The sequence below is a fragment of the Streptomyces sp. NPDC004732 genome (assembly GCF_040609235.1).
In the GTDB taxonomy this organism is placed as follows: domain Bacteria; phylum Actinomycetota; class Actinomycetes; order Streptomycetales; family Streptomycetaceae; genus Streptomyces.
Genome location: NZ_JBEXJR010000017.1, coordinates 51693 through 71651, shown reverse-complemented (window position 1 = coordinate 71651; position 19959 = coordinate 51693). Strand labels below are relative to the sequence as shown.

At 70.2% G+C, this 19959-nt stretch carries 20 protein-coding genes and 1 tRNA gene; 7 read left to right on the top strand and 14 right to left on the bottom strand.

Translation table 11 applies throughout. The annotated features are described in order from the left end of the window. The first annotated feature begins 49 nt into the window (after positions 1 to 49). The 4 genes from ABZV77_RS36905 (at position 50) to ABZV77_RS36890 (ending at position 4768) form a co-directional block, all read left to right on the top strand. On the top strand, positions 50 to 454 hold the full coding sequence (locus ABZV77_RS36905) for a PPOX class F420-dependent oxidoreductase (RefSeq protein ID WP_356266750.1): 405 nt from the start codon (positions 50 to 52) through the stop codon (positions 452 to 454). Between the two features lie 93 nt (positions 455 to 547). Then, complete coding sequence (cysS, locus tag ABZV77_RS36900; protein ID WP_356266748.1) at positions 548 to 1951, top strand: cysteine--tRNA ligase; 1404 nt, start codon at positions 548 to 550, stop codon at positions 1949 to 1951. Positions 1952 to 2057: 106 nt separating this feature from the next. After that, positions 2058 to 3014: a 23S rRNA (guanosine(2251)-2'-O)-methyltransferase RlmB gene (gene rlmB / locus ABZV77_RS36895; RefSeq protein ID WP_356266746.1), complete on the top strand. Its 957-nt coding sequence runs from the start codon at positions 2058 to 2060 to the stop codon at positions 3012 to 3014. A gap of 107 nt (positions 3015 to 3121) precedes the next feature. Further along, positions 3122 to 4768, top strand: a complete 1647-nt coding sequence (locus ABZV77_RS36890; RefSeq protein ID WP_356266744.1) for a DoxX family membrane protein — start codon at positions 3122 to 3124, stop codon at positions 4766 to 4768. A 103-nt stretch (positions 4769 to 4871) separates the two neighbouring features. On the opposite strand, the gene ABZV77_RS36885 is transcribed toward ABZV77_RS36890, so the two are convergent. The 3 genes from ABZV77_RS36885 to ugpC all read right to left on the bottom strand — a co-directional run bounded on the left by ABZV77_RS36885 (position 4872) and on the right by ugpC (position 7472). Beyond that, positions 4872 to 5591, bottom strand: coding sequence for a nucleotidyltransferase family protein (locus ABZV77_RS36885; RefSeq protein WP_356266742.1), 720 nt, complete (start codon positions 5589 to 5591; stop codon positions 4872 to 4874). A gap of 36 nt (positions 5592 to 5627) precedes the next feature. Next, positions 5628 to 6089, bottom strand: coding sequence for a hypothetical protein (locus tag ABZV77_RS36880; protein ID WP_356266740.1), 462 nt, complete (start codon positions 6087 to 6089; stop codon positions 5628 to 5630). Positions 6090 to 6335: 246 nt separating this feature from the next. Further along, positions 6336 to 7472: a sn-glycerol-3-phosphate ABC transporter ATP-binding protein UgpC gene (gene ugpC, locus ABZV77_RS36875; protein WP_356266738.1), complete on the bottom strand. Its 1137-nt coding sequence runs from the start codon at positions 7470 to 7472 to the stop codon at positions 6336 to 6338. 211 nt (positions 7473 to 7683) lie between these two features. Here ugpC and ABZV77_RS36870 point away from each other — a divergent pair. Continuing rightward, positions 7684 to 7757: transfer RNA gene (locus ABZV77_RS36870), tRNA-Thr, on the top strand. Between the two features lie 46 nt (positions 7758 to 7803). Here ABZV77_RS36870 and ABZV77_RS36865 read toward each other — a convergent pair. The 11 genes from ABZV77_RS36865 to ABZV77_RS36815 form a co-directional block, all read right to left on the bottom strand. Beyond that, entirely contained in the window at positions 7804 to 9201 is a 1398-nt protein-coding gene (locus ABZV77_RS36865; RefSeq protein WP_356266736.1) for a tyrosine-type recombinase/integrase, read from the bottom strand. Positions 9202 to 9263: 62 nt separating this feature from the next. Beyond that, positions 9264 to 9464 (bottom strand): helix-turn-helix domain-containing protein, encoded by a 201-nt coding sequence (locus tag ABZV77_RS36860; RefSeq protein WP_356266734.1) that lies wholly within the window; start codon positions 9462 to 9464, stop codon positions 9264 to 9266. Positions 9465 to 9929: 465 nt separating this feature from the next. After that, positions 9930 to 11402: an ATP-binding protein gene (locus ABZV77_RS36855; RefSeq protein ID WP_356266733.1), complete on the bottom strand. Its 1473-nt coding sequence runs from the start codon at positions 11400 to 11402 to the stop codon at positions 9930 to 9932. A gap of 1 nt (position 11403) precedes the next feature. Continuing rightward, on the bottom strand, positions 11404 to 12264 hold the full coding sequence (locus ABZV77_RS36850; RefSeq protein ID WP_356266731.1) for a bifunctional DNA primase/polymerase: 861 nt from the start codon (positions 12262 to 12264) through the stop codon (positions 11404 to 11406). 321 nt (positions 12265 to 12585) lie between these two features. Next, entirely contained in the window at positions 12586 to 13041 is a 456-nt protein-coding gene (locus ABZV77_RS36845) for a hypothetical protein (RefSeq protein ID WP_356266729.1), read from the bottom strand. Between the two features lie 203 nt (positions 13042 to 13244). After that, positions 13245 to 15371, bottom strand: coding sequence for an FtsK/SpoIIIE domain-containing protein (locus tag ABZV77_RS36840; protein WP_356266727.1), 2127 nt, complete (start codon positions 15369 to 15371; stop codon positions 13245 to 13247). A gap of 72 nt (positions 15372 to 15443) precedes the next feature. Further along, positions 15444 to 15602, bottom strand: a complete 159-nt coding sequence (locus tag ABZV77_RS36835) for a pRL2-8 (RefSeq protein WP_356266726.1) — start codon at positions 15600 to 15602, stop codon at positions 15444 to 15446. A gap of 2 nt (positions 15603 to 15604) precedes the next feature. Next, the gene (locus ABZV77_RS36830; RefSeq protein ID WP_356266724.1) at positions 15605 to 15931 is read right to left on the bottom strand and encodes a hypothetical protein; all 327 of its coding nucleotides are present in this window, start codon (positions 15929 to 15931) and stop codon (positions 15605 to 15607) included. Between the two features lie 102 nt (positions 15932 to 16033). After that, positions 16034 to 16891: a protein spdB gene (locus ABZV77_RS36825; RefSeq protein ID WP_356266722.1), complete on the bottom strand. Its 858-nt coding sequence runs from the start codon at positions 16889 to 16891 to the stop codon at positions 16034 to 16036. Further along, entirely contained in the window at positions 16888 to 17343 is a 456-nt protein-coding gene (locus tag ABZV77_RS36820; protein WP_356266720.1) for a Pycsar system effector family protein, read from the bottom strand. Before ABZV77_RS36820 ends, ABZV77_RS36825 begins: the two co-directional genes overlap by 4 nt. Continuing rightward, entirely contained in the window at positions 17340 to 17603 is a 264-nt protein-coding gene (locus ABZV77_RS36815; RefSeq protein ID WP_356266718.1) for a DUF6284 family protein, read from the bottom strand. Before ABZV77_RS36815 ends, ABZV77_RS36820 begins: the two co-directional genes overlap by 4 nt. 534 nt (positions 17604 to 18137) lie before the next feature. Between ABZV77_RS36815 and ABZV77_RS36810 the strand changes: the two genes are divergently transcribed. Next, positions 18138 to 18950 (top strand): GntR family transcriptional regulator, encoded by an 813-nt coding sequence (locus ABZV77_RS36810; RefSeq protein ID WP_356266717.1) that lies wholly within the window; start codon positions 18138 to 18140, stop codon positions 18948 to 18950. Continuing rightward, complete coding sequence (locus ABZV77_RS36805) at positions 18947 to 19699, top strand: glycosyltransferase family A protein (protein ID WP_356266715.1); 753 nt, start codon at positions 18947 to 18949, stop codon at positions 19697 to 19699. Before ABZV77_RS36810 ends, ABZV77_RS36805 begins: the two co-directional genes overlap by 4 nt. Positions 19700 to 19959: the final 260 nt, after the last annotated feature.

The following is a 19959-nucleotide window of genomic DNA, read 5'->3' as shown; positions in this document are numbered from 1 at the left end:
TCGTACAGGCGAAAGCGCCGTACGCCCGGTCCACGAAGGAGTGACCCACATGTCCGCCGCACTGTCCGACCAGCTCAAGTCCCTGCTCGACACCCCTGTCTTCATCACCGTGGCGACGATCCAGCCCGACGGCAGCCCCCAGGTCTCCCCGGTCTGGGTGAAGCGGGACGGCGACGACGTGCTGTTCTCGACCACGATCGGTCGCCGCAAGGAGAAGAACCTGCGGCGCGATCCGCGGGTGACGGTGCTGGTGCAGCCCTTCGACGCGCCGTACACGTACGCGGAGATCCGCGGCACCGCGGAGATGACGACGGAGGGCGGCCAGGAACTCATCGACGAGCTGTCGCGCAAGTACACCGGCAAGGACTACGCGGACTTCAATCCGGGCTCCAAGGACGACACCCAGCGGGTCGTCGTCCGGGTGAGTGCGCGGAAGGTCGTCGGCAGCATCTGACGGGGGATCCCAGGGCGCGCCTCACGTCACAGTTCCGTGTGCGGTGGGCCAAGGGGGCGTAGGGCACTGTCCTGCGCCCACTACCCTGGAGTGGTGACGATTCGCCTGTACGACACCAGCGCCCGGCAGATCCGTGACTTCAGCCCGCTCAACAGCGGCTGCGTCTCGATCTACCTCTGTGGTGCCACGGTGCAGGCGGCCCCGCACATCGGGCACATCAGGTCGGGCCTGAACTTCGACATCATGCGCCGCTGGTTCGCCTACCGCGGCTACGACGTGACGTTCGTGCGCAACGTGACCGACATCGACGACAAGATCATCCGGAAGTCGGCGGAGCAGGGCCGGCCCTGGTGGGCCATCGGGTACGAGAACGAGCGCGCGTTCAACAGCGGGTACGACGCGCTCGGCTGCCTGCCGCCCACCTACGAACCGCGCGCCACCGGCCACATCACCGAGATGGTCGAGATGATGCGCGGCCTCATCGAGCGCGGCCACGCCTACGAGTCCGACGGCAACGTCTACTTCGACGTGCGGTCCTTCCCCGGCTACCTGGAGCTCTCCAACCAGGAGCTCGACAATCTGCTCCAGCCCGAGGGCGAGGGCGAGACCGGGAAGCGCGACCCGCGGGACTTCGCCATGTGGAAGGCGACGAAGCCCGGCGAGCCCAGCTGGGAGACGCCCTGGGGGCGCGGCCGTCCCGGGTGGCACCTGGAGTGCTCGGCGATGGCCCACAAGTACCTGGGCACCGAGTTCGACATCCACGGTGGCGGGATCGACCTGATCTTCCCGCACCACGAGAACGAGATCGCGCAGGCCAAGGCCTTCGGCGACACGTTCGCGCGCTACTGGGTGCACAACGGCTGGGTCACCATGAGCGGCGAGAAGATGTCGAAGTCCCTCGGGAATTCGGTCCTCGTGAGTGAAATGGTCAAGCAGTGGCGGCCGATCGTCCTGCGCTACTACCTGGGCACCCCGCACTACCGCTCGATGATCGAGTACAGCGAGGAAGCCCTGCGCGAGGCCGAGTCCGCGTTCGCCCGCATCGAGGGCTTCGTGCAGCGCGTGGTGGAGAAGGCCGGGGGCGTCGTCGAGCCCGCCGTCCAGGTCCCGCCCGCGTTCGCCGACGCCATGGACGACGACATGGGCGTCCCGCAGGCGCTCGCCATCGTGCACACCACGGTCCGGCAGGGGAACTCCGCGCTGGCCGCCGACGACAAGGAAGCCGCCGTGGCGCGCCTCGCCGAGGTGCGGGCCATGCTCGGCGTCCTCGGCCTCGACCCGCTCGACCCGCACTGGGCCGGTGGCGAGAGCGACCGCGGCGAGGACCTGCACGGCGTCGTGGACACCCTCGTCCGGCTGGTCCTGGACCAGCGCGAGGCCGCCCGCGGCCGCAAGGACTGGGGCACCGCCGACGCGATCCGCGACCAGCTCAACCAGTCGGGCCTCGTCATCGAGGACGGCCCGACCGGCCCGCGCTGGACGCTCGGCCCGCGCTAGGCACCCGCTGATGTGCCGCTCGGGCTTCCGGGCGGCACACTTCATAGACGTACACCCGTGCGCGTACCTTCGTACGCGCCCACGCATCACGACAGACAGGTAGGTCATGGCCGCTAACAACCGCCGCATGTCCGGCAAGAAGGGCGCGCAGGTCGGCAGCGGCGGCAATCGGCGCCGCGGCCTCGAGGGCAAGGGCCCGACGCCGCCCGCCGAGGCGCGCAAGGGGCATGTGAAGAACCGCATCGCCAACGCCAAGGCCAAGAAGGCCGCCGGTGCTCCGGGCGGCCGCCGCCCCGCACCGAAGGGGCGCGGCGGCAAGGGGACCTCCGAGATGGTCGTCGGCCGCAACCCGGTCTTCGAGGCGCTGCGCGACGGCGTGCCCGCCTCGATGCTCTACGTCCAGCAGTTCATCGACAACGACGAGCGGGTGCGCGAGGCGCTGCAGCTCGCGGCCGAGCGCGGCGGCATCCACCTGATGGAGGCACCGCGCCCCGAGCTGGACCGCATGACGAACGGCCTCAACCACCAGGGCCTCGTGCTCCAGGTGCCGCCGTACGAGTACGCGCACCCGGAGGACCTCGTCGCCGCCGCGTTCGACGAGGGCAAGGACCCGCTGATCGTCGCCCTCGACGGCGTGACGGACCCGCGCAACCTCGGTGCCGTCGTCCGTTCCGTCTGCGCGTTCGGCGGGCACGGCGTGCTCGTGCCCGAGCGGCGCGCCGCCGGTATGACGGCCGGTGCCTGGAAGACGTCGGCCGGTACCGCCGCGCGCACGCCGGTCGCCCGCGCCACGAACCTGACGCGCGCCCTTGAGCAGTACAAGAAGGCGGGCGTCGCCGTGGTCGGCCTGGCCGCCGACGGCGAGCACGAGGTCGGTGACCTGGAGGCGCTCGGCGGCCCGGTCGTCATCGTCGTCGGCAGCGAGGGCAAGGGCCTCTCGCGGCTCGTCGGCGAGACCTGCGACTACCGCGTGCGGATTCCGATGCCCGGTGGCGCGGAGTCCCTGAACGCGGGCGTCGCCGCGGGCGTCGTGCTGTACGAGGCGGCGCGGCGCCGCGCCTAGCAGGTGCTCGGTACCCCGTAGATGTCCGGGCCGCGGTGATCTCTTGACGCGGTCCGGACATTTCTCCATGGTCAAGGCAGTGTCCTAAACACACATCACTCGGTTAGATGAGTGTGGACACCAGAACACCCCGCACTCCCACTGGGGGAAGCTCGTCAGGTTTCGACGATGCTCCCGCGCTGAGCATGGTGAAGGTGCCGAGCGACCCGGCGCAGGTCATCGTCAATCACGCGAGTTTCCGCGTGCAGCTTCCCGCCGCTGGGCGCACTCAATCCCCGCGTATCTCCCGGCACTTGGGCATGCCCGAAGCGACGGTGCGCGTCCCCGCCGGCGGCGCGACGGCCAAGCGCCGCGCTCCCGTCGTCTGGAGCGGGAAGTCCGATCCGGACGACACGGGCGCCATCAGACTGCTGCAGGCCGTGCGCGGCGGCGGCGTGCGCCGTTCGGCCGAAGAGGCCGGGCCCTACGACGACAGCGGCGCCACCCAGGTCATCCCGCGCGTCGACATCGACGACGGCCCCGCGACCGTCGAGACGCCCGCCGTGATCGGCCCGCGCGCCCCCGAATCCCAGACCCGGATGCTGCCGCAGATGCGGCTGCCCGGCAGTGACTACGACGAGCGGTTCGAGCAGGAGTACGCCGACCGCGACGACTCGGACGACCCCGACGGCTACGACGACGGCAGCGGGGAGAGGGCGCGCAGGCACGGCTCGGACCCGGTCCGGCACGCCTACTACCCGGGCCGCCGCATGAACCTCGGCGTCGTCCTGCTCCCGATGCGCGTCTTCCTCGGGTTCATCTCCATCTACGCAGGCATGGGCAAGCTCTGCGACCCCGTCTACTTCGACGGCGGCGAACGCGGCTCCATGGTCAAGTGGCTGAACTCGCTGCACCCCTGGGCGCTCGCCGAGCCACTGCGCGACTTCGCCCTCCAGCACCCCGTGGGCGCCGGTCTGTGCATCGCCTTCCTCCAGGTCGTCGTCGGCGTCCTGACGGTCCTCGGGCTCTGGCAGCGGGTCGCCGCGTCGATCGGCGTGCTGCTTTCGGCGGCGCTCATCGTCACCGTGAGCTGGAAGACCGTGCCCGCCTACGACGCGCCCGACATCATCTACCTGGCCGCCTGGTCGCCGCTGATCATCGCGGGCGCGCCCGTCTACTCCATCGACGGACGGCTCGCCGGTGAGGCGTGGCGCACGCTCGGCCCGCGCTCCGACATCTGGGACCTGCGGCGGCGCGTGCTGCGGCGGGGCGGTCTGATCGGGTCGGTCGTGGTCGGCCTGACGCTGCTCATCGGCTCGATGCTGGGCGGCGCGGTGCGCGACGCGGACCGGGTCACCGTGCCGGGACCCGGCGAGGCGCCCCGCAACGAACTGCCGGGCTCCGCGCTTCCCCAGGACCCCGCGAAGAAGCGGCAGGGGCGGCAGTCGCAGAGCCCGTCCGCCTCGTCGAGTTCGCCGACGCAGGGCAGCCGCGGCTCCGCGAGCCCCACGCAGGGCGCCACGGCGCCGGGCGCGGCCCGCGAGACGGGCACGGCGGGTTCGGGACAGCCCAGCCAGACGCAGGGCAGCAGCACGGCGGGGCAGGCCCCGCCGCAGCAGTCGGCGCCGCAGCAGCCGGCCGCGGGCACCACCGCGGGGCCCTCGTCCAGCGGTGGCTCGGGCGGCGGTTCGGGCGGCGCCGGTTCGTCCGGCGGCTCGGGCGGCACCGGCGGCGAGGAGCCCGGCGGTCTGCTGGGCGGTGTGCTCGGCCGCTGAGGACCTCTTGACCCCGCTGCCCCGGGTACGCCGATGGGGCCCCGCACACGCACGGTGCGGGGCCCCATCGGCGTACGTACGAGAGGGGCGTCGGCGCGGGCGGTCAACGGCCCTGTGCGGCGAGCTCCTTGGCGGCCTCGGTGAGGTCCTTCGCGGTGTCGATCGCGCGCCAGTAGGCGCCCTGCGGCAGCGGGAAGCCCGCCAGCCGCTTCTCACGGGCCAGCCGGGGGAACGTGGTGCGCTCGTGGTCGCCGAGGTCCGGCAGGAGCGCGGTGAAGGAGGCCGAGAAGACGTACACGCCCGCGTTGATGAGGTACGGGGACGGCGGGGCCTCGATGAAGTCCGTGATGTGGCCGAACGCGTCCGTCTCGACGGCGCCCCACGGGATGCGGGGGCGGGCCAGGGCGAGGGTCGCGGTGGCGTCGCGCTCGGCGTGGAAGGCCGCCATGTCGCGCAGCGAGAAGCGGGTCCAGATGTCGCCGTTCGTCGCGTACCAGGGCCGGTCCGCGTGCGGCAGGTGCCGGGCGGCGTACTTGAGGCCGCCGCCGCGGCCCAGGGGCTCCTTCTCGACGACCGTGCTGACGTTCAGCGGCAGGTCGGCGGAGTCCAGCCACTCCTGGAGTACCTCGGCGAGGTGCCCGCAGGAGACGACGGCGTCCGTCACGCCTTCTTCGGCGAGCCAGGCCAGTTGATGGCCGATGATCGGGGTCCCCGTGCCGGGGATCTCGACCATCGGCTTGGGCCGGTCGTCGGTGTACGGGCGGAGCCGGGAGCCCTGGCCACCGGCCAGGACGACAGCCTGCGTGGGCTTCAGCGTGGTCATGCCGGAAACCCTACGCGGCGCTGCGCGGCGGTCCGCTCAGCCCTTCTGATGGGCCGCGGCCACGCCCGTCGCGAAGGAGGTGTCGCAGACGGGCCTGGCGTACGACTGGGCGCGCGACGGGCCGTAGACCCGGACGGCGGCGCGGCCGAGCGCACGGGCCAGCGCGACACAGTGCCGGGCGAGCGAAGGATGACGGTTCACCTCCTGCTGGAGATGCGTGAGCGCCACGCCCGGGTTCTTCTCCTGGAGTTCCAGGAGGAGCCGGTCGCGCAGGACGTCGTGCGCGGCGCGGGACTTGGCGGGCTTGGAGAGGTTGTCGGCGGATGCGGTGAGCATCGAGTCCGAGGCGTTTCCCGACCAGTTGACGCTGGTGACCGCGAGGGTCCCGGAAAGCACCAGCATCACGGGCAGGACGAGGGCAAGCGTGCGGCCGATGCGGCGGGCGGGGCCCCGGTGCGCTCGGCGCGGCTTCTGGGTGTAGTTGGCGGAGTGCGTCACGCGAGGAGCGTAGCGCTAGGTGATGATTTGGCGACATTTAGTCACTCGGTCGAGCTACAGAGAAGAAGGTTTCTCTGGAGCGGTGTTGACGCCGCCGCGGCGAAATGACCGATGTGCCGGGGTATTTGTCGACAACGGGGCGGTGGGCCCGGCGGGCCGGTCGGGCGTACGCGAAGGGCCCCGCACCAGCCATGGTGCGGGGCCCTTCGGAGACTTGGCGGCGTCATGAGCCGCGTTCGGCCGACGTCAGTCGCTGAGGCGCTCACCCGTCGAGGTGGAGAACACGTGGGTCTCACCCGGACGGGGCACGACGTGCAGCTGCGCGCCCTTGTCCGGGACCTGGCGGCCGTTGACCCGGACGACGAGGTCCTTCGGCTCGCCGTTGACCTCGGCGGTGCCGTAGACGTAGCCGTCGGCGCCGAGCTCCTCGACGACGTTCACGGAGACGGCGAGGCCCGCCGGGGCGTCCTCGGTCTCCTTGGAGAGGCTCTTCGCGGCGGCGCCGTCCTGCTCGACGACGTCGAAGTGCTCCGGGCGGACGCCGACGGTGACCGTGCGGTCGCCGCGGTCGGCGGCGGCGGTCAGCGCCTCGCGGTTCACCGGCACGACCGAGTTGCCGAACTTCACGCCGCCGTCGGTGATCGGGACCTCGACGAGGTTCATGGCGGGGGAGCCGATGAAGCCCGCGACGAAGAGGTTGGCGGGCCGGTCGTACATGTTCCGCGGCGAGTCCACCTGCTGCAGCAGCCCGTCCTTCAGGACGGCCACACGGTCACCCATGGTCATGGCCTCGACCTGGTCGTGGGTGACGTACACGGTGGTGATGCCGAGGCGGCGCTGGAGGCTCGCGATCTGCGTACGCGTGGACACGCGCAGCTTGGCGTCGAGGTTCGACAGCGGCTCATCCATGAGGAAGACCTGCGGCTCACGCACGATGGCGCGACCCATGGCGACACGCTGGCGCTGACCACCGGAGAGCGCCTTGGGCTTGCGGCCCAGGTACTCGGTGAGGTCCAGGATCTTCGCCGCGTCCTCGACCTTCTGGCGGATCTCGGCCTTGTTGACCCCGGCGATCTTGAGCGCGAAGCCCATGTTGTCGGCGACGGTCATGTGCGGGTAGAGCGCGTAGTTCTGGAACACCATGGCGATGTCCCGGTCCTTCGGCGGCAGGTGCGTGACGTCGCGGTCACCGATGCGGATGGCGCCGGCGTTCACGTCCTCGAGCCCCGCGAGCATGCGGAGCGAGGTGGACTTGCCGCAGCCGGACGGGCCGACGAGTACGAGGAACTCGCCGTCCTCGATCTCGATGTCGAGACCGTCCACGGCGGGCTTGTCGCCACCCGGGTAGATGCGGGTCGCCTTGTCGAACGAAACAGTGGCCATGGTGAGGGCCCCCTTCACCGGCAGGAACGTGCCGGACGATCCGAGTAGAGGGAGTGGTGTAGTCCACCTGAGTGAACTGCTCGTGACCGTACCCCGGGGGTCAGCGGTCTGTCAGTAGTCGGAGTGCTGTGACCTTCGAGGAAATTTTCGATGGGGGTACGGGCGGTGTTGGTTACACTGCTCGGGCACGTCCGGCGCTCGCGGGACGTTTGCCTCCTTAGCTCAGATGGCCAGAGCAACGCACTTGTAATGCGTAGGTCGTCGGTTCGAATCCGACAGGGGGCTCCCTTGAAACCCCGGCTCAGATGGCTCTGAGCTGGGGTTTTTTTGTTCAGCGGATGCGGCGGCGGAGGCGGGCGCGGGCCGCGCGGCGGTCCTCAGTCTCAGTTCTAGTCTCAGTCGCGGGCCTGGGAGCCTGTTCCGGGGCAGGCAGGAAGGCGTCTCCCATGCGGCGCATCGCGTCCTTCGAGAGGTGCGAGCGGCCCTTGACGTAGCGGCGCGTCTGACTGATCTGGGTGTGCCGCAGGATCTCCATGATCGTGGGCATGTCCACCCCCAGTTCGTTGAGGATGGTGCCCGCCGTGTGACGGCTCCCGTCGTAGAGACGACGGTCAGTGATGCCCGCCTCAGCCAGCAGCTCCTTGAACTCTCCCCAGTCGTCGCGGGGGTCGATGGGGCGTCCGTCGGCCCGGGTGAACACGGCCTGGTGCTCCTCCCAGAGTTCGCCGACTGCCTCCCGTAGCTCCTCCTGCTGTGCCTTGTGCGCGATCAGGTAGGGAATGAAGGCGGGCGGGATCGGCACGGGGTTGGTGCTCTTCTTCGTTTTGGGCCGGGTGAAGGCCAGACCGCCGCCCTTGCGGGCGGGGCAGACGCTCGCGTGCTTGACGCACGTCTTGGTGCAGGGCTTCGGGCAACCGCGCTTGTAGCCCTTGTGCGTGGCGCAGCCCGGCGGGCAGGGCTCGAAGCGGTGCAGGCGCGCTCCGCAGGTGTGCGCGTCGCCGCAGCCGTGGCGCCAGGTGAGGCGCTGAAGCTGCCACTTCGGGTGGAAGAGCTCTGCTTCCAGGTCGACGTAGGGCCAGCGCAGACCGAGGGTCTCGCCCTGCCGGAACCCCATGCCGACGCCGACGATCCACCGCATGAACGTGGGCCTCTTGGCCGCTGCTTCCAGGAAGGCTTTCGCCTCTTCCTGGGTGAACGGGTTCGCCTCGGTCTCGTCGATGCTGGGCGGGTCGACCAAGGTGGCGACGTTCTCGCTGATCATGCGGCGCCGGTGGGCAATCTTCAGGGCTCGCGACAGGATGCGGTGCACTTTCACCACGTGGGAGGGGGCGTGCCCGGCATCGAGCATGGCCCGGTACATCTGCTCCAGGTGCTCGGGGGCGAGCTTGTCGATGCGGTGCTTCCCGACGCCGGGGACGATGTCGTTGCGGGTCTTGGACCAGTAGTCGTCGAGGGAGCGCGGCTTCAGCTTCAGGCTGGCGATGTCGGTCAGGTAGGTCTCCATCCACTGGCCGACCGTGGGCTTACGGCCCGCTTTGGTCGCGCGGCCCTCATCACGCAGCTTCTCCAGTTCGCGGACCTTGCGGCGCACCGCGGGTTCGGTGCGTGCCATGCGGTGGCGGCGGTCAGGGCTTCCGTCGGGCAGCACGCCCATGGTGACGCGGCCGTGGTACCAACCGTCGTCGCCCAGGTAGACGGATGACTCGTTGTTGGCCTTGCGGGGGCTCATGGGTTCCTCCATGCGGAAGGCGCCCCGAGCGGAGTGCTCGGGGCGCCTTGGGCGTGCGCTGGTCAGTTGGGCAGGGATTCGAGGCTGTCGACGAACGCTTCGAGATCCCGGCGCTTGATGCGGCGCGAGCGCCCCTGTTTCACGTACCTCAGGACTCCGTCGGCCATGAGCTCGTAGACCGTTGAGCGTCCGAAGCGGAGCACGGAGGCGGCTTCCTTGGGGGTGTAGAGAAGCTGGTCGGTGGGCGGGAGAGCGGTGCTCATCCGGGGTGCCTCCTGGGCAGTTCGTCTGTGCCTTAGGGGAGTTGGCCTTGGGGCCTGGCCGGTGTGTGTCCGAGGCTGGGATTTCTGCGTCACCGCGTCACCTGCGACACCCGCGCCTCTGACCTGTGGGTTTCGGGTGACGCAGGGCGCTTGGGGTGCGTCACGTGTGACGCAGGCTGTTCGTCACGCGTGACGCAGGTGACGCGGCGTGACGCAGAGATCGGCCGTCTGCGTCACGCACGTACCCGCAGGTCAGCGGTCGTTTCCGGGGTGGCCGTGACGCAGGTGACGCAGCGTTTCTCACTTAGGAAAAAGGGGAGCGTGTCTGTGGCGGTGCGCGCGGCTCAGAGCGTGAAGAAGGTGCCGCTTCGCGGCGCGTCCAACGCAGGGCGGCGCCGCCGCCGAACAGCAAGAGGAGCACGCATTGCCGGTGGTGCTCCTCTTGCTTGTGCGCCTGTGCGCGGGTCAGAACGCTTGCTGTTCGTGCGCTGCCGTGGTGAGTGAGCGGGTCATTTCGAGGTAGCGGCCCTCCCTGGTGCGCCCGGAGTCGACGAGGACACCGCGGGCGGCGAGGGTGGGTTGGAGCCGCTTGAGGCGGTCGGAGAGGACTTTGCCGGTGGTCGGCCACCCTTTGGGCAGGGGGCGGAAGTCCTCGCCGCTGTAGAGGCCGCTGAGGCAGTGCAGCCACTCCGTGGAGGTCATCCGCAGGGCTGTGCCGGGCTCGATGCCGTCGGCGTGCTTGAGGACGGTCTGTGCGAGGAGATCGCCCTCGATCACGTCGTCGTTCAGGTCATCCAAAGCCGCCCGGTAGGCGGGCAGCACGCCCAGGCCGGTCGCGGCGTCGAGCTGCGCGCACAGGTGCGCGAAGTCCGCCATCCGCAGATCCGTGGGCGTCTCGGCTTCGGCCGCGCGGACCTTGACGGTGAGGTCGAGGAGCGAGCCCAGGACAACGGGCAGCACCTCGGCGTACTCCGCCCACAGCTCCGCCTCGGTGCGCCGGACCCGGGGTCGTACCAGGCGCAGGGGCAGGAGCCGTTCAGCTAGGTCGGGGCGGATGACGCCGACGTCGATGCCCGTCATGAGCAGCGGGCGGCGGTAGCCGACGCGGAAGACGTCGCCGTCGGTGAACAGAGCACGCTTGACGTTCTCGGCCCCGGTGACGATGCAGCACATGGCATCCGACAGGTCCGGCGTCATGTAGGAGAGATTGTCCAGCGCGGTGACCCAACCGGCCGCCACGGCCGCGAGCAGGTTCTCCTCATCCTTCGGGGCGCGGCGCAGGTCGCCGCTCATGCCCTCCACGATCCGCAGGAGCATGCGGCCCGCGGTGGATTTGCCCGCGCCCTGTGGCCCGGTCAGGAACGGGGCCGGGACGGGCACCGACGGACCCAGGCAGCCGATCAACCACGCGATGGCCAGGCACTCGGTTTCCGCGGTGGCGAAGTTGCACAACCGCATCAACAGGTCGATGCCCTTGCCGTTGGTGTCCTTGGTCGGCAGGGGCAGTTCCCCGGTGAGCTGAGTGCGCCGCCAGCACACTTCCCGCGGGTCGGGGACGGCGATGTCCCACCCGGCGGGGTGGATACGCACGGACTGCCCATCGCTGCGGCCCAGGTCCAACCAGGTCGCCCCGTCGTACCCGGGGGCGACGCGGATATGCACGGCCTGTACGTCCTCGCTCAGTGCGAGGGCTTCGATCAGGTCCAACGCCTCTTTGAGGGCGGTGCCGTTGAACACGCCGAGTCCGTCCTTGAACAGCCCGACCATGAGTTCTTGGCGGTGACTGCCGGTAGTGCCCTGGGAACGGATCGGGCGGGCGACGGGATGGCCGTTCTTCTGGGCGTAGACGGTCCCGTCGGCGGTGCGGAAGTACCGGAAGTGGCTTTGCGCGTAGTCGGTGATGACCTCGCGCGCGGGGTTCTTGTCGTCCTCGGACATGTCACAGCCCCAGCGCGGTGCGGGCGTTGGTCCACGCGGTGGTGCAGTGCCGGACGGTTTCGCCCTTGGTCTGCGCGGCGGTGAACAGGCGTGTGATGTGGGCGTCAGTGAGGCAGCCGCATCGGCCGTGGGTGGAGAGCACGGCCAGGAAGGTGCGGTAGACGGTGGCGTGCACGCCGGTGGCGGCCTGGGTGATGCGCTGCTCCGCCATGGCGAGGCCGCGGGCCAGGTAGGTGGGCGTGCGGTGCGGGCACGTCCCGTCCTCGACCGGCGTGGGCACGGTGATGGCCTGTGGCGCGGTCCGGACCGGGGGAGTCGCTTTCACGGCCAGCGCACGGACGGCATCCGGCAGGGCGGTGATGGTGCCGGTGCCGAACCCGAGCCACCGGGCATAGGCCATCGTGGACTTGATGTCGACGCCGGGCCGCACGGCGTTCGCGGACTGCGTCGCGCCCCGGTAGATCCAGTGCTCACCGCGCGTGGTGGGCACGGTGCGTGTGGCGGGCAGATGCTTGCGGGCCCAGGTGATGGCGTCGGAGTTGTCCAGGTCGACGACCGTCAGCCCCGCCCCGCCCGGGTGGTACGCAACCGCGCTCGCGCGCAGCCACGCCCTGCGCCAGATACCGGAGCTGATGACGTCCGGGTCGGTGGTCGCGGCGGCCCAGGCGTGGCAGGGGGCGGGGCAGGTGCAGGGGCCGGGGGTCTTCATGTTCGGTCGGCCGCCGCACGCGTTGTCCGCGCAGCTGCGGCAGTTGCCGAACGGTGTCTTCCCGGCTCGCAATGGCAGGACCGGTGCCCCGGAGATTGCGAGGGAAAGAGCGGTCTGCAGGCGCTCTCCCCGAACATCGGTGGGTTGCGTCATGCTGGAGACCTCCATCAGGTCTGTAGAGGACGGGTGGACAAGGGCGGCCCCGGTTCTTTGGCGAGATGCAGGGGCCGCCTTTGCCTCGTATGGCGGGCGAGCGGGAGTAGGCGCAGGACCATGACGGGTTGGCACAAGGCCGGGGTGGTGGTTGCCGCCTACGGGGTGGGGGTCGTGGTCTTCATGGGGGTGAAGCACTGGATTGACGAACTGCCGTGGCCACAGGCGGCCCTGGAGGCATCGGTGTGGGCGTTGGTGCCGACGGTCTTGGGTCTCGTGGCCGGTTGGGTCCAGCGAGAGCGATCGTGACTGTGGGCGGGCTCAGCCGTGGAAGTGATTGCGCTTGATCACGGCCTTGCGGGCGTTGACCGTGATCCCGCCGCGCGAACCGCCGCCGAAGATCTGGATGGCGATCCATCCGCCGAAGATGACGGCGGCGAGGATGATGAGCTGTTGCACCAGGGCGGCCAGGGCAGCGATGAACGTGGTGAGCAGGAGCAGCCCGCCGCAGATGGCGCCGAAGCCGATACCGCCGAGCGCGATGTTCACCGCCGTCCGTGAGATTGCCGGTTTGGCGGCCACCGGTTCGGGCTTGGCGGCGTCGATGGCGTAGCCGGTGACGATGCGGCCGTCGGGCAGCACGATGGACTGCACGGCCGCCACCGTGGACGGCTGGACCGGTGCGAGCGGAACGCTGGGGATGACGGTGACGGGGGCGGGCTGGTGGACGGTCACGGCCCCTTCCGTGGGCGCGCGGCCGGTGTGGTCGGGATACATGCGGAATCCCTTCGGGTGAGGGTTCAGGGAGGCTGCGGCATCCCCTTGCGGGGTGCGTGTGGAGGGGGTTTCCGGGGGCTGGCGTGTGGTGCCTCCCTGTCTCCCTGAACGATCATTCGTGCAGGTCAGGGCCAGGGAGGCGGGTCAGGGAGGCGGTCAGGGAGTTCTCCCTGCCTCCCTGACCCGAAGCGGCTCGGCTCCCTCTAATCGACGTGCGAAATGGAAGCGTCCGGACCCTCGTCGTCGGGCCGGTTGGCGAGGGCGCGGGCGACTCGGTCGCGGGAGACGACCATCACGCCGTCGGACTTGTACGGCTCCGCCCCGGCCTCGTCGAGAACGCGCTTGAGGTTGATGAACGACCACGTGCCGTACGCGTCCGCACTGAGCGTGGCGAGCCGCGCGAGAACGTCCTTGGTGCGCACGCGGGGCGCGTCCCCGAGCACGGAGAGGATGTCGGTGAGCTCATCGCGCTGCTCGCCGCGGTCGATGGCGTGCAGGGTGGTGACCCCGTCGCGCAGGGCCTTCGCGCGGTCGGTGATGGCCTTGGCGTCGTCGTCGTTGATGTAGTGCGTGCGCACCGTGATGGAGGACTGTCCGGCCGGAATCGCGATGCCGTCGGAGGCGACAACCAGGGTTCCCCGGTCCAGGCCCGGACGGAGCAGGTTGGGGGCCGCACCGCCGTCGACGGCCTTGTCCCCGAGTGCCATGCGGGCCTGCGATTCCGTGCCCAGGGCGAGGGAGGCGCGGGTGTGGGCGCCTTCGCGGACGAGCTTGGGCAGGTTCTCGTTGGTCGGGTCCTGGGTGCCCTGCCACATCAGGACGTTCACGGCCCGGCCCTGGTTGTGGATTTTGCGGACGGCCATGAAGTAGCGGGAGTTGGCCTTGGAGCCGCCGTAGGGGCGCTTCTGGTCGTCCTTGGCCGGGCACATGAACGCCACCTGCGCCTCGTCGACCAGCACGATCAGCGGCGGGAAGATGGTGCCGGGCGGGGCCTGGATGCGGCGGTTCATCTCCTCCACCGCACCCTCGACCATCTCCGTCACCTCGATGACGTGCTCGTCGGTCGGCCCCTGGATCAGGGTCGAGGCGAGGCCGTCGAACATGGCCCAGTCGCCGACGCCCTTGAGGTCGCCCATCAGGAACTGCACCGACTTGTCCAGGGCCAGCCACAGGGCCAGGGAGCGCAGGGCGACGGTCTTGCCCTGGTTGGACAGGCCGGTGATGAGCAGGTGGCGTTGGTAGAGGCTGAGCGCGGCGGCATCGCCGCGCAGGTCCTGCCCCCAGGGGGCCTTGCCCTTGGTGTAGTCGGCGGTCATCGTCTCGTCGGTGACCAGCGGGGACGGGCCGATCGGCTCGTCCAGCGCCCCCGAGTCGGCCACCCACAGGCGCACGGTGCGGGCGGCTTCGGGGAGGGTGATGAACACCTCGTGCTCGTGCCGGGTCAGGTTCTCCGCCAACTTCCGGCGCCGCTGCTGGACTTCGACCGTGGACACCCCGGACGGGAGGGTGACGTCGACTTCGACGCCGCATCCGGCGATTCGGATCGGCCCCAGCATCGCCGCGCCCGCATCGCCCATCTCCTTGATGGCGTTGCGCAGCGCGGGTACGCCGAGGTCGCGCAGGGCCTTGACGACGATGGAGGGGGTGATGGGCTCGCCCTCCCCGTTGCGGACGTTGGCAGGCAGGACCCAGTTCGGTGCGGCCTGCGCCTTGCGGCCCACCGACCACAGGGCGAGCAGTGCCAGCAGCGGACCGACCTTCATAGCGGGACCCCAAACGACGGAGACGATGTTGATGAGCAGGCGGATGAGCTCGATGACTGCCATCAACGGGGTGAGCACATCGGTGACGTCCTCATTGGCGATGGCCAGCACCACCCCGAGCCCGACCAACGTGCCGATGCCCGCGCCGGTCCCGACGGCGAGTCCCTTGGCCGCGTCGACGGGGGATGTGAGGAGGTCCATGCGGCGGCGGTGGCGGGCCTCGCGGAAGCGCTGCAGGCGCTCCTCCCACTCCGCGGCCACCTCATAGTTCCCGGCGGCTTCGGCGGCGCGCAGGAGGCGTTCGTATCGGGCGCCGGTGCGCCCGTCCCAGGTGCGGCGGGTCACGATGCGGGTGCCGCCGATCACGTACATGCTGTGCCGGACCGCCAACCGGCCCGCGTTCTTGGTGTGTTCGTGAGTGACCGCCGTCTTGAGGGCGCGGCCGGAGCGCACCCACAGCGGCACGACCGGCGCCGGGGCGGGCTCGGGCACGACGGTGAGGTTCGGGCCCGGCTCGGTGTCGGGCGGGGCGGGGGTTTTGTGCAGGGGAACGACGGTGCCGCTCATGACGGCATCACTCCTGACTGCCCCGGCAGGGGCGGAAAGATCCGGGGGGTGTGAGGCGCGCGGTGGGGGTGGTCACCACCACATGGACGGCTTCTTGGGCACCAGGACGGGGCAGCCGTTGTGCAGGTGGTCCAGGCAGGGCTCGCACTGCGCGCCCTTGAGGGCGCGGTGGATGCTCGGGTTGTGGGCGTGCTCCCAGCACTGCGGGCACTCACCCGGAGGGGTGGCCACGGTCACCACCACCCCGAGGACTTCGCGGCCTTCTTGGCGGCCTTGTCGGCGGCGGCCCGCTTCACGGCCTCGTCCCGCTCGACCTGCAGGGCGTTGATCTCTGCCTGAAGCCGGATCGCGGCCGACTCCCAGGTCGCCGCGCCCTTCTCTTCGGCGCGGGTGGTGCTCTTGTGCCGCACGACGGCCTTCGTCCCGCTGGCCATCGCGGACACCAGGGCGCGGCGCTCGCGGCCGTTCAGTGCCCACATCTCGCGCTTGGCGGCGGCTTCCAGCTTGAGCTTCGTGGTGCGGATCTCACGGTCGATGCGGTTCGTGTCAGGGGTACCCACAGGGGGCCTCCTCGTGAGGAAACGTGCCAGGTCAGGGGGAAGAAGTGCGAGAGGCGTCGGCGGTGCCGGTCGGGTTGGGGCACTCGGCCGACGCGGTGGGCATCAGGCGACGCGCTTCCAGGCGGCCCGGAGCCGGACTTCGGAGGCGGAGTGTCCGGCGGCGCGGAAGCGGGCGGCCATGTCGCGGTAGGACAGGGCCGGGTCCTGGCTGGTGCGGATGTCATCGACCAGCACGTCGAGCGCGGCATCGGTGAGCGCGGGCGCGGCCGCGTCCAGCGCGGGGACCTGCTCGCTGGGGCCCCATACGGGCAGGTCCCAGCGGGCCGTGACGCCGGGCGTGACGGGGCGCGTCACGCTGGTCAGCGCCCTGCCCGTGCCCTCGCCCTTGCGGGCCGTCTCCAGCGTCGACCACGCCCCGGACAGAGTGCGGGCGGTCTTGGCCTGGACGCGGGCGACGCGCGCCCCAGCAGCCGTCACGGCCGTCAGCCGCGTCTCCTCGGTGGCCGCTTCGGCCCGCAGCCGGGCACGGGCCACGGCCGCCTCATCGCGCGCCTCCTGCTGAATGCCCTGGATGGCATCCAGCGCGTGAGGGGTGAGCGCGGTGCGCTCCCACAGACCGTGCACCAGCCACAGCGCCTTCGCGGCGACCGGCAGCCAGGCCACCGCCAGCCACGCCCCGGTGGAGTGGTCGGCGTTCACTGCGTGGGCGACCAGGACCCCGGCAGCCAGGAGGCCGAAGGACCAGCCGACGGCGGTCACGGCGCGGTTGTGGTCGCCCTGCGCGGCCAGGCGGCGTTCGTAGGCGAGGGTGGCCAGCCAGCCGCCGTCGATGCCCAGACCGACGACCAGGGCGACCGGCCACGGCACCGCGCTGCCCAGCCACATCATGAGCACAGTGAGGGTGAGCACCATGGACACGGCCGTCATCGCGACGGCGGGCAGTCCCGTCTTCCCCTTCACAGCGCACCCCCGACCGCGATGAGCGCAGCGAGGACGAGCAGGGCCCCGCCCGCGCGGGTCAGGTCCACCGCCCGCTGCAGACCGGTGAACTTCCTGACCGCGATCCGGGCGAGTTCCGCGATGTGCTGCGCCCGCTGGTCGTGGGCGAGTTCGGCGGTGATCTCCTCGGCGGTCAGCGTCGCCCACCGGGGGAAGCCGACCGGTCGGGCACCACCCAGGGCCGGGCGCACCGACGACAGCAACAGGCTCGCCGCGGCGAGTAGCAGCGCCGTGCCCAGACCGCCCACCACGTAGACGGGCACGGACAGGGAGGCGTCCTTGGCCACCGTCCACGTACCGGCCAGCAGCGCACCGACGAAGGCGAGCAGCAGGCTGGTCTTGGTGTCGGTGCGCGCGATCTCCGCCTTCACCTCGGCGTGCGCGGCCGACAGGTTCGAGTCGATGGCACTCACGCGCCCACCTCCGCGGTGACGGTGACCGTGTTGGTGAGGGCGCGGCGGGCGGCGAGCACCTTGCGGTGGGCCCGCCGGATCCGCCGCGCGTCCAGCTCGGACGGGGTGCGGTCGAGGGTGATGATCTGCGCGTCCAGCAGCTCGATGCCCGCCTCGATCAGCGGCATCTCCTGCTCGATGGCGTCCAGCTCGGCGGCCGTCGGCCCGCCGTCGAACTCGTTGGCGGTAACGGCCGCCTGAAGTGCACCGATGTACTTCATGGGTCGTGTTCTCCCTAGCAGGTGGCAACGGCCCTACAGCGGCCTCGGTGTTCCAGCACTGGGGCCGCGCGCCGTTGAAGTCGGTAGATCCGGCTCCCCTCAGCGCTGCTCGTGCGAGACGAGCAGCGGAGGCAACCGGCCGCAGCAGTAGGCCGCGGGAAGTCGATGCGCTGTTCCACGCACGGAGACAGAACTCGTGCGCGTCCGCCCTCTTGCCGAGGTGGGGCGGACTGACCTCAGACCCATCGACCACCCGTGAGCAGGTAGCTGGGCCAGCACTCTTTTGAGTTCTCAACCAACGGCCAGCAGGGGGCTCCACGTGAAGGCGAGCTGTCCCGAACCGACACGCCACGAGCGCCCCAAGAACGGCTCACCGGACGTGCCATGCCGCCCAGCTCCGGAACGTTGTCCCGGGACTGTCGTTCGGCATGGCAAGAGATTGGCACTAAGTCCCGGGACTGTCAACAGTCCCGGGATAGCCGTCAATCCCGGGACTGTGGTTCACTGGCCTGGTTGATGGAGGAGGGGTTCTGTATGGCACCCAAAACGCCGCAATGGCGTGGACTCGCGGACCAGATCGCTCGAGACATCGCGGCTGGCGCATCCGGGTACCAACCCGGTGACCAGCTCCCACAGATTCGGGACCTGGTTGCGCAAGGCAAGGGATCGAAGACCACCGTCCTTGCGGCCTACAAGGCGTTGGAGGCCGAAGGGCTGGTCAGCATGGTCCGCGGGCACGGGACGAAGGTCCGCCAGCGCCCGCCGCACCAGATCCGCCGCCACCAGGAGCGGTACGTCTGGGAGAAGAAACTGGCACTGCGGCCCGACGAGGTGCGCCGCACCACTGGCGTGGTCGACAAGGACACGGGCCTGGGGCACGACCAGATCGAGACGCACGCGACGTTCAGGGCCATCCCCGCCGATGCAGAGCTCGCCGAACGGTTCGGGGTGGACGCAGGCACCCTGATGCTGCACCGGCAGTACTGGCACAGCGCCGGGGATGACCCGACCGCGCTATCGCTGATCGACTCCTACCTCGTCCACGAGGTCGCGGCCCGTAACCCCGACCTGTTGGACAGCGCGAAGGAACCGTGGCCCGGGGGAACGCACCATCAGCTGAGCACCATCGGGCTTGAGATCGACCGCATCGACGACGGGGTCAGGACTCGGCTCGCCACCCAGGCCGAGGCCCGGAAGCTGGGCATCCCGACCGGCAGTGCGGTGCTCCTCCTCGACAAGACCAGCGTTTCGACCGAGGGCGACGTCGTCGAGTACTCGCACGTGGTGCTCCCCGGCGAGCGGACTGAGCTCCGGTACTCCGTGCCGTTGGAGAGGTGGACCCCATGACCCGGATCATGTCGATCGTGACGCCGGTTCACGATGCGGCGTTGCCCTTCCTGCCCGAAGCCTTCGCCTCGCTCCGTTCGCAGGAGTTGCCGACGGGCTGGGACTGGGAGTGGCTGATCCAGGTCGACGGTGGCAAGGCGACCGATGTGCCTGCCGACATTCGCGAAGACGCGCGCGTCGCGGTCGGCGACAACAGGCGCGGCGGCCCTGGCGTTGCCCGGACCATGGCCTGGGGCCGCAGCCGGGGCGAGCTGGTGAAGGTCCTGGACGCTGACGATGTCCTGCCCGCTGGCGCCCTCGCCCGAGACATCGAGGTGATGGAGGCGCACCCGTCCGTCGGCTGGACGGTGTGCAAGGTGCTCGACCTCATGCCGGACGGCTCACTGGTGCACTACACACTCGGCGATCCGGACCCCGGCCAGCTCACCAGGGGCGAGCTGTACGCCTACTGGACGACCACGCACCGGCCCGCGGTGCATCCCGCGTCGCTCTGCATCCGGGGGGACCTGCTTGCCGAAGCCGGGGGGTGGATGGCGCTACCTGCGTCGGAAGACACCGCCCTATTGCTGGCTCTCGACGTGATGGCCGACGGCTGGTTCATCGGCGAGGCAGGACTCCACTACCGCAAGCACGCGGACCAGACGACCGCCCACCCTGACCACCGTGGCGGTGCTGAGTGGGAGGCCAGGATGGGGGCAATCGGCAAGCATGCGGAAGCCCTTGCGCGTCGGTACTTCCCCACCACCTGAACGCTGCCGACGCATGAGCCCCGGGCATTGCGCCCGGGGCTTTTTGTGGATCAGGGGAATGGGCGCTCTGGAGGTTCCGCGTGGACCCCCAGGAGCCGTTGTTGGGTCAGCACGATAGAACTTTCTCTACACGGTCAAGGCGGCTCGCTCCGCTACCCGCGCGCGGCCTGGCTCCCCGGGCCGCCGCTCCTGTCTCCGCCCCGCTCCGGCCCGGTCTACGAGGCCGCGCGACAAGAGCTAGCGGCCAACTGATCTCAGAG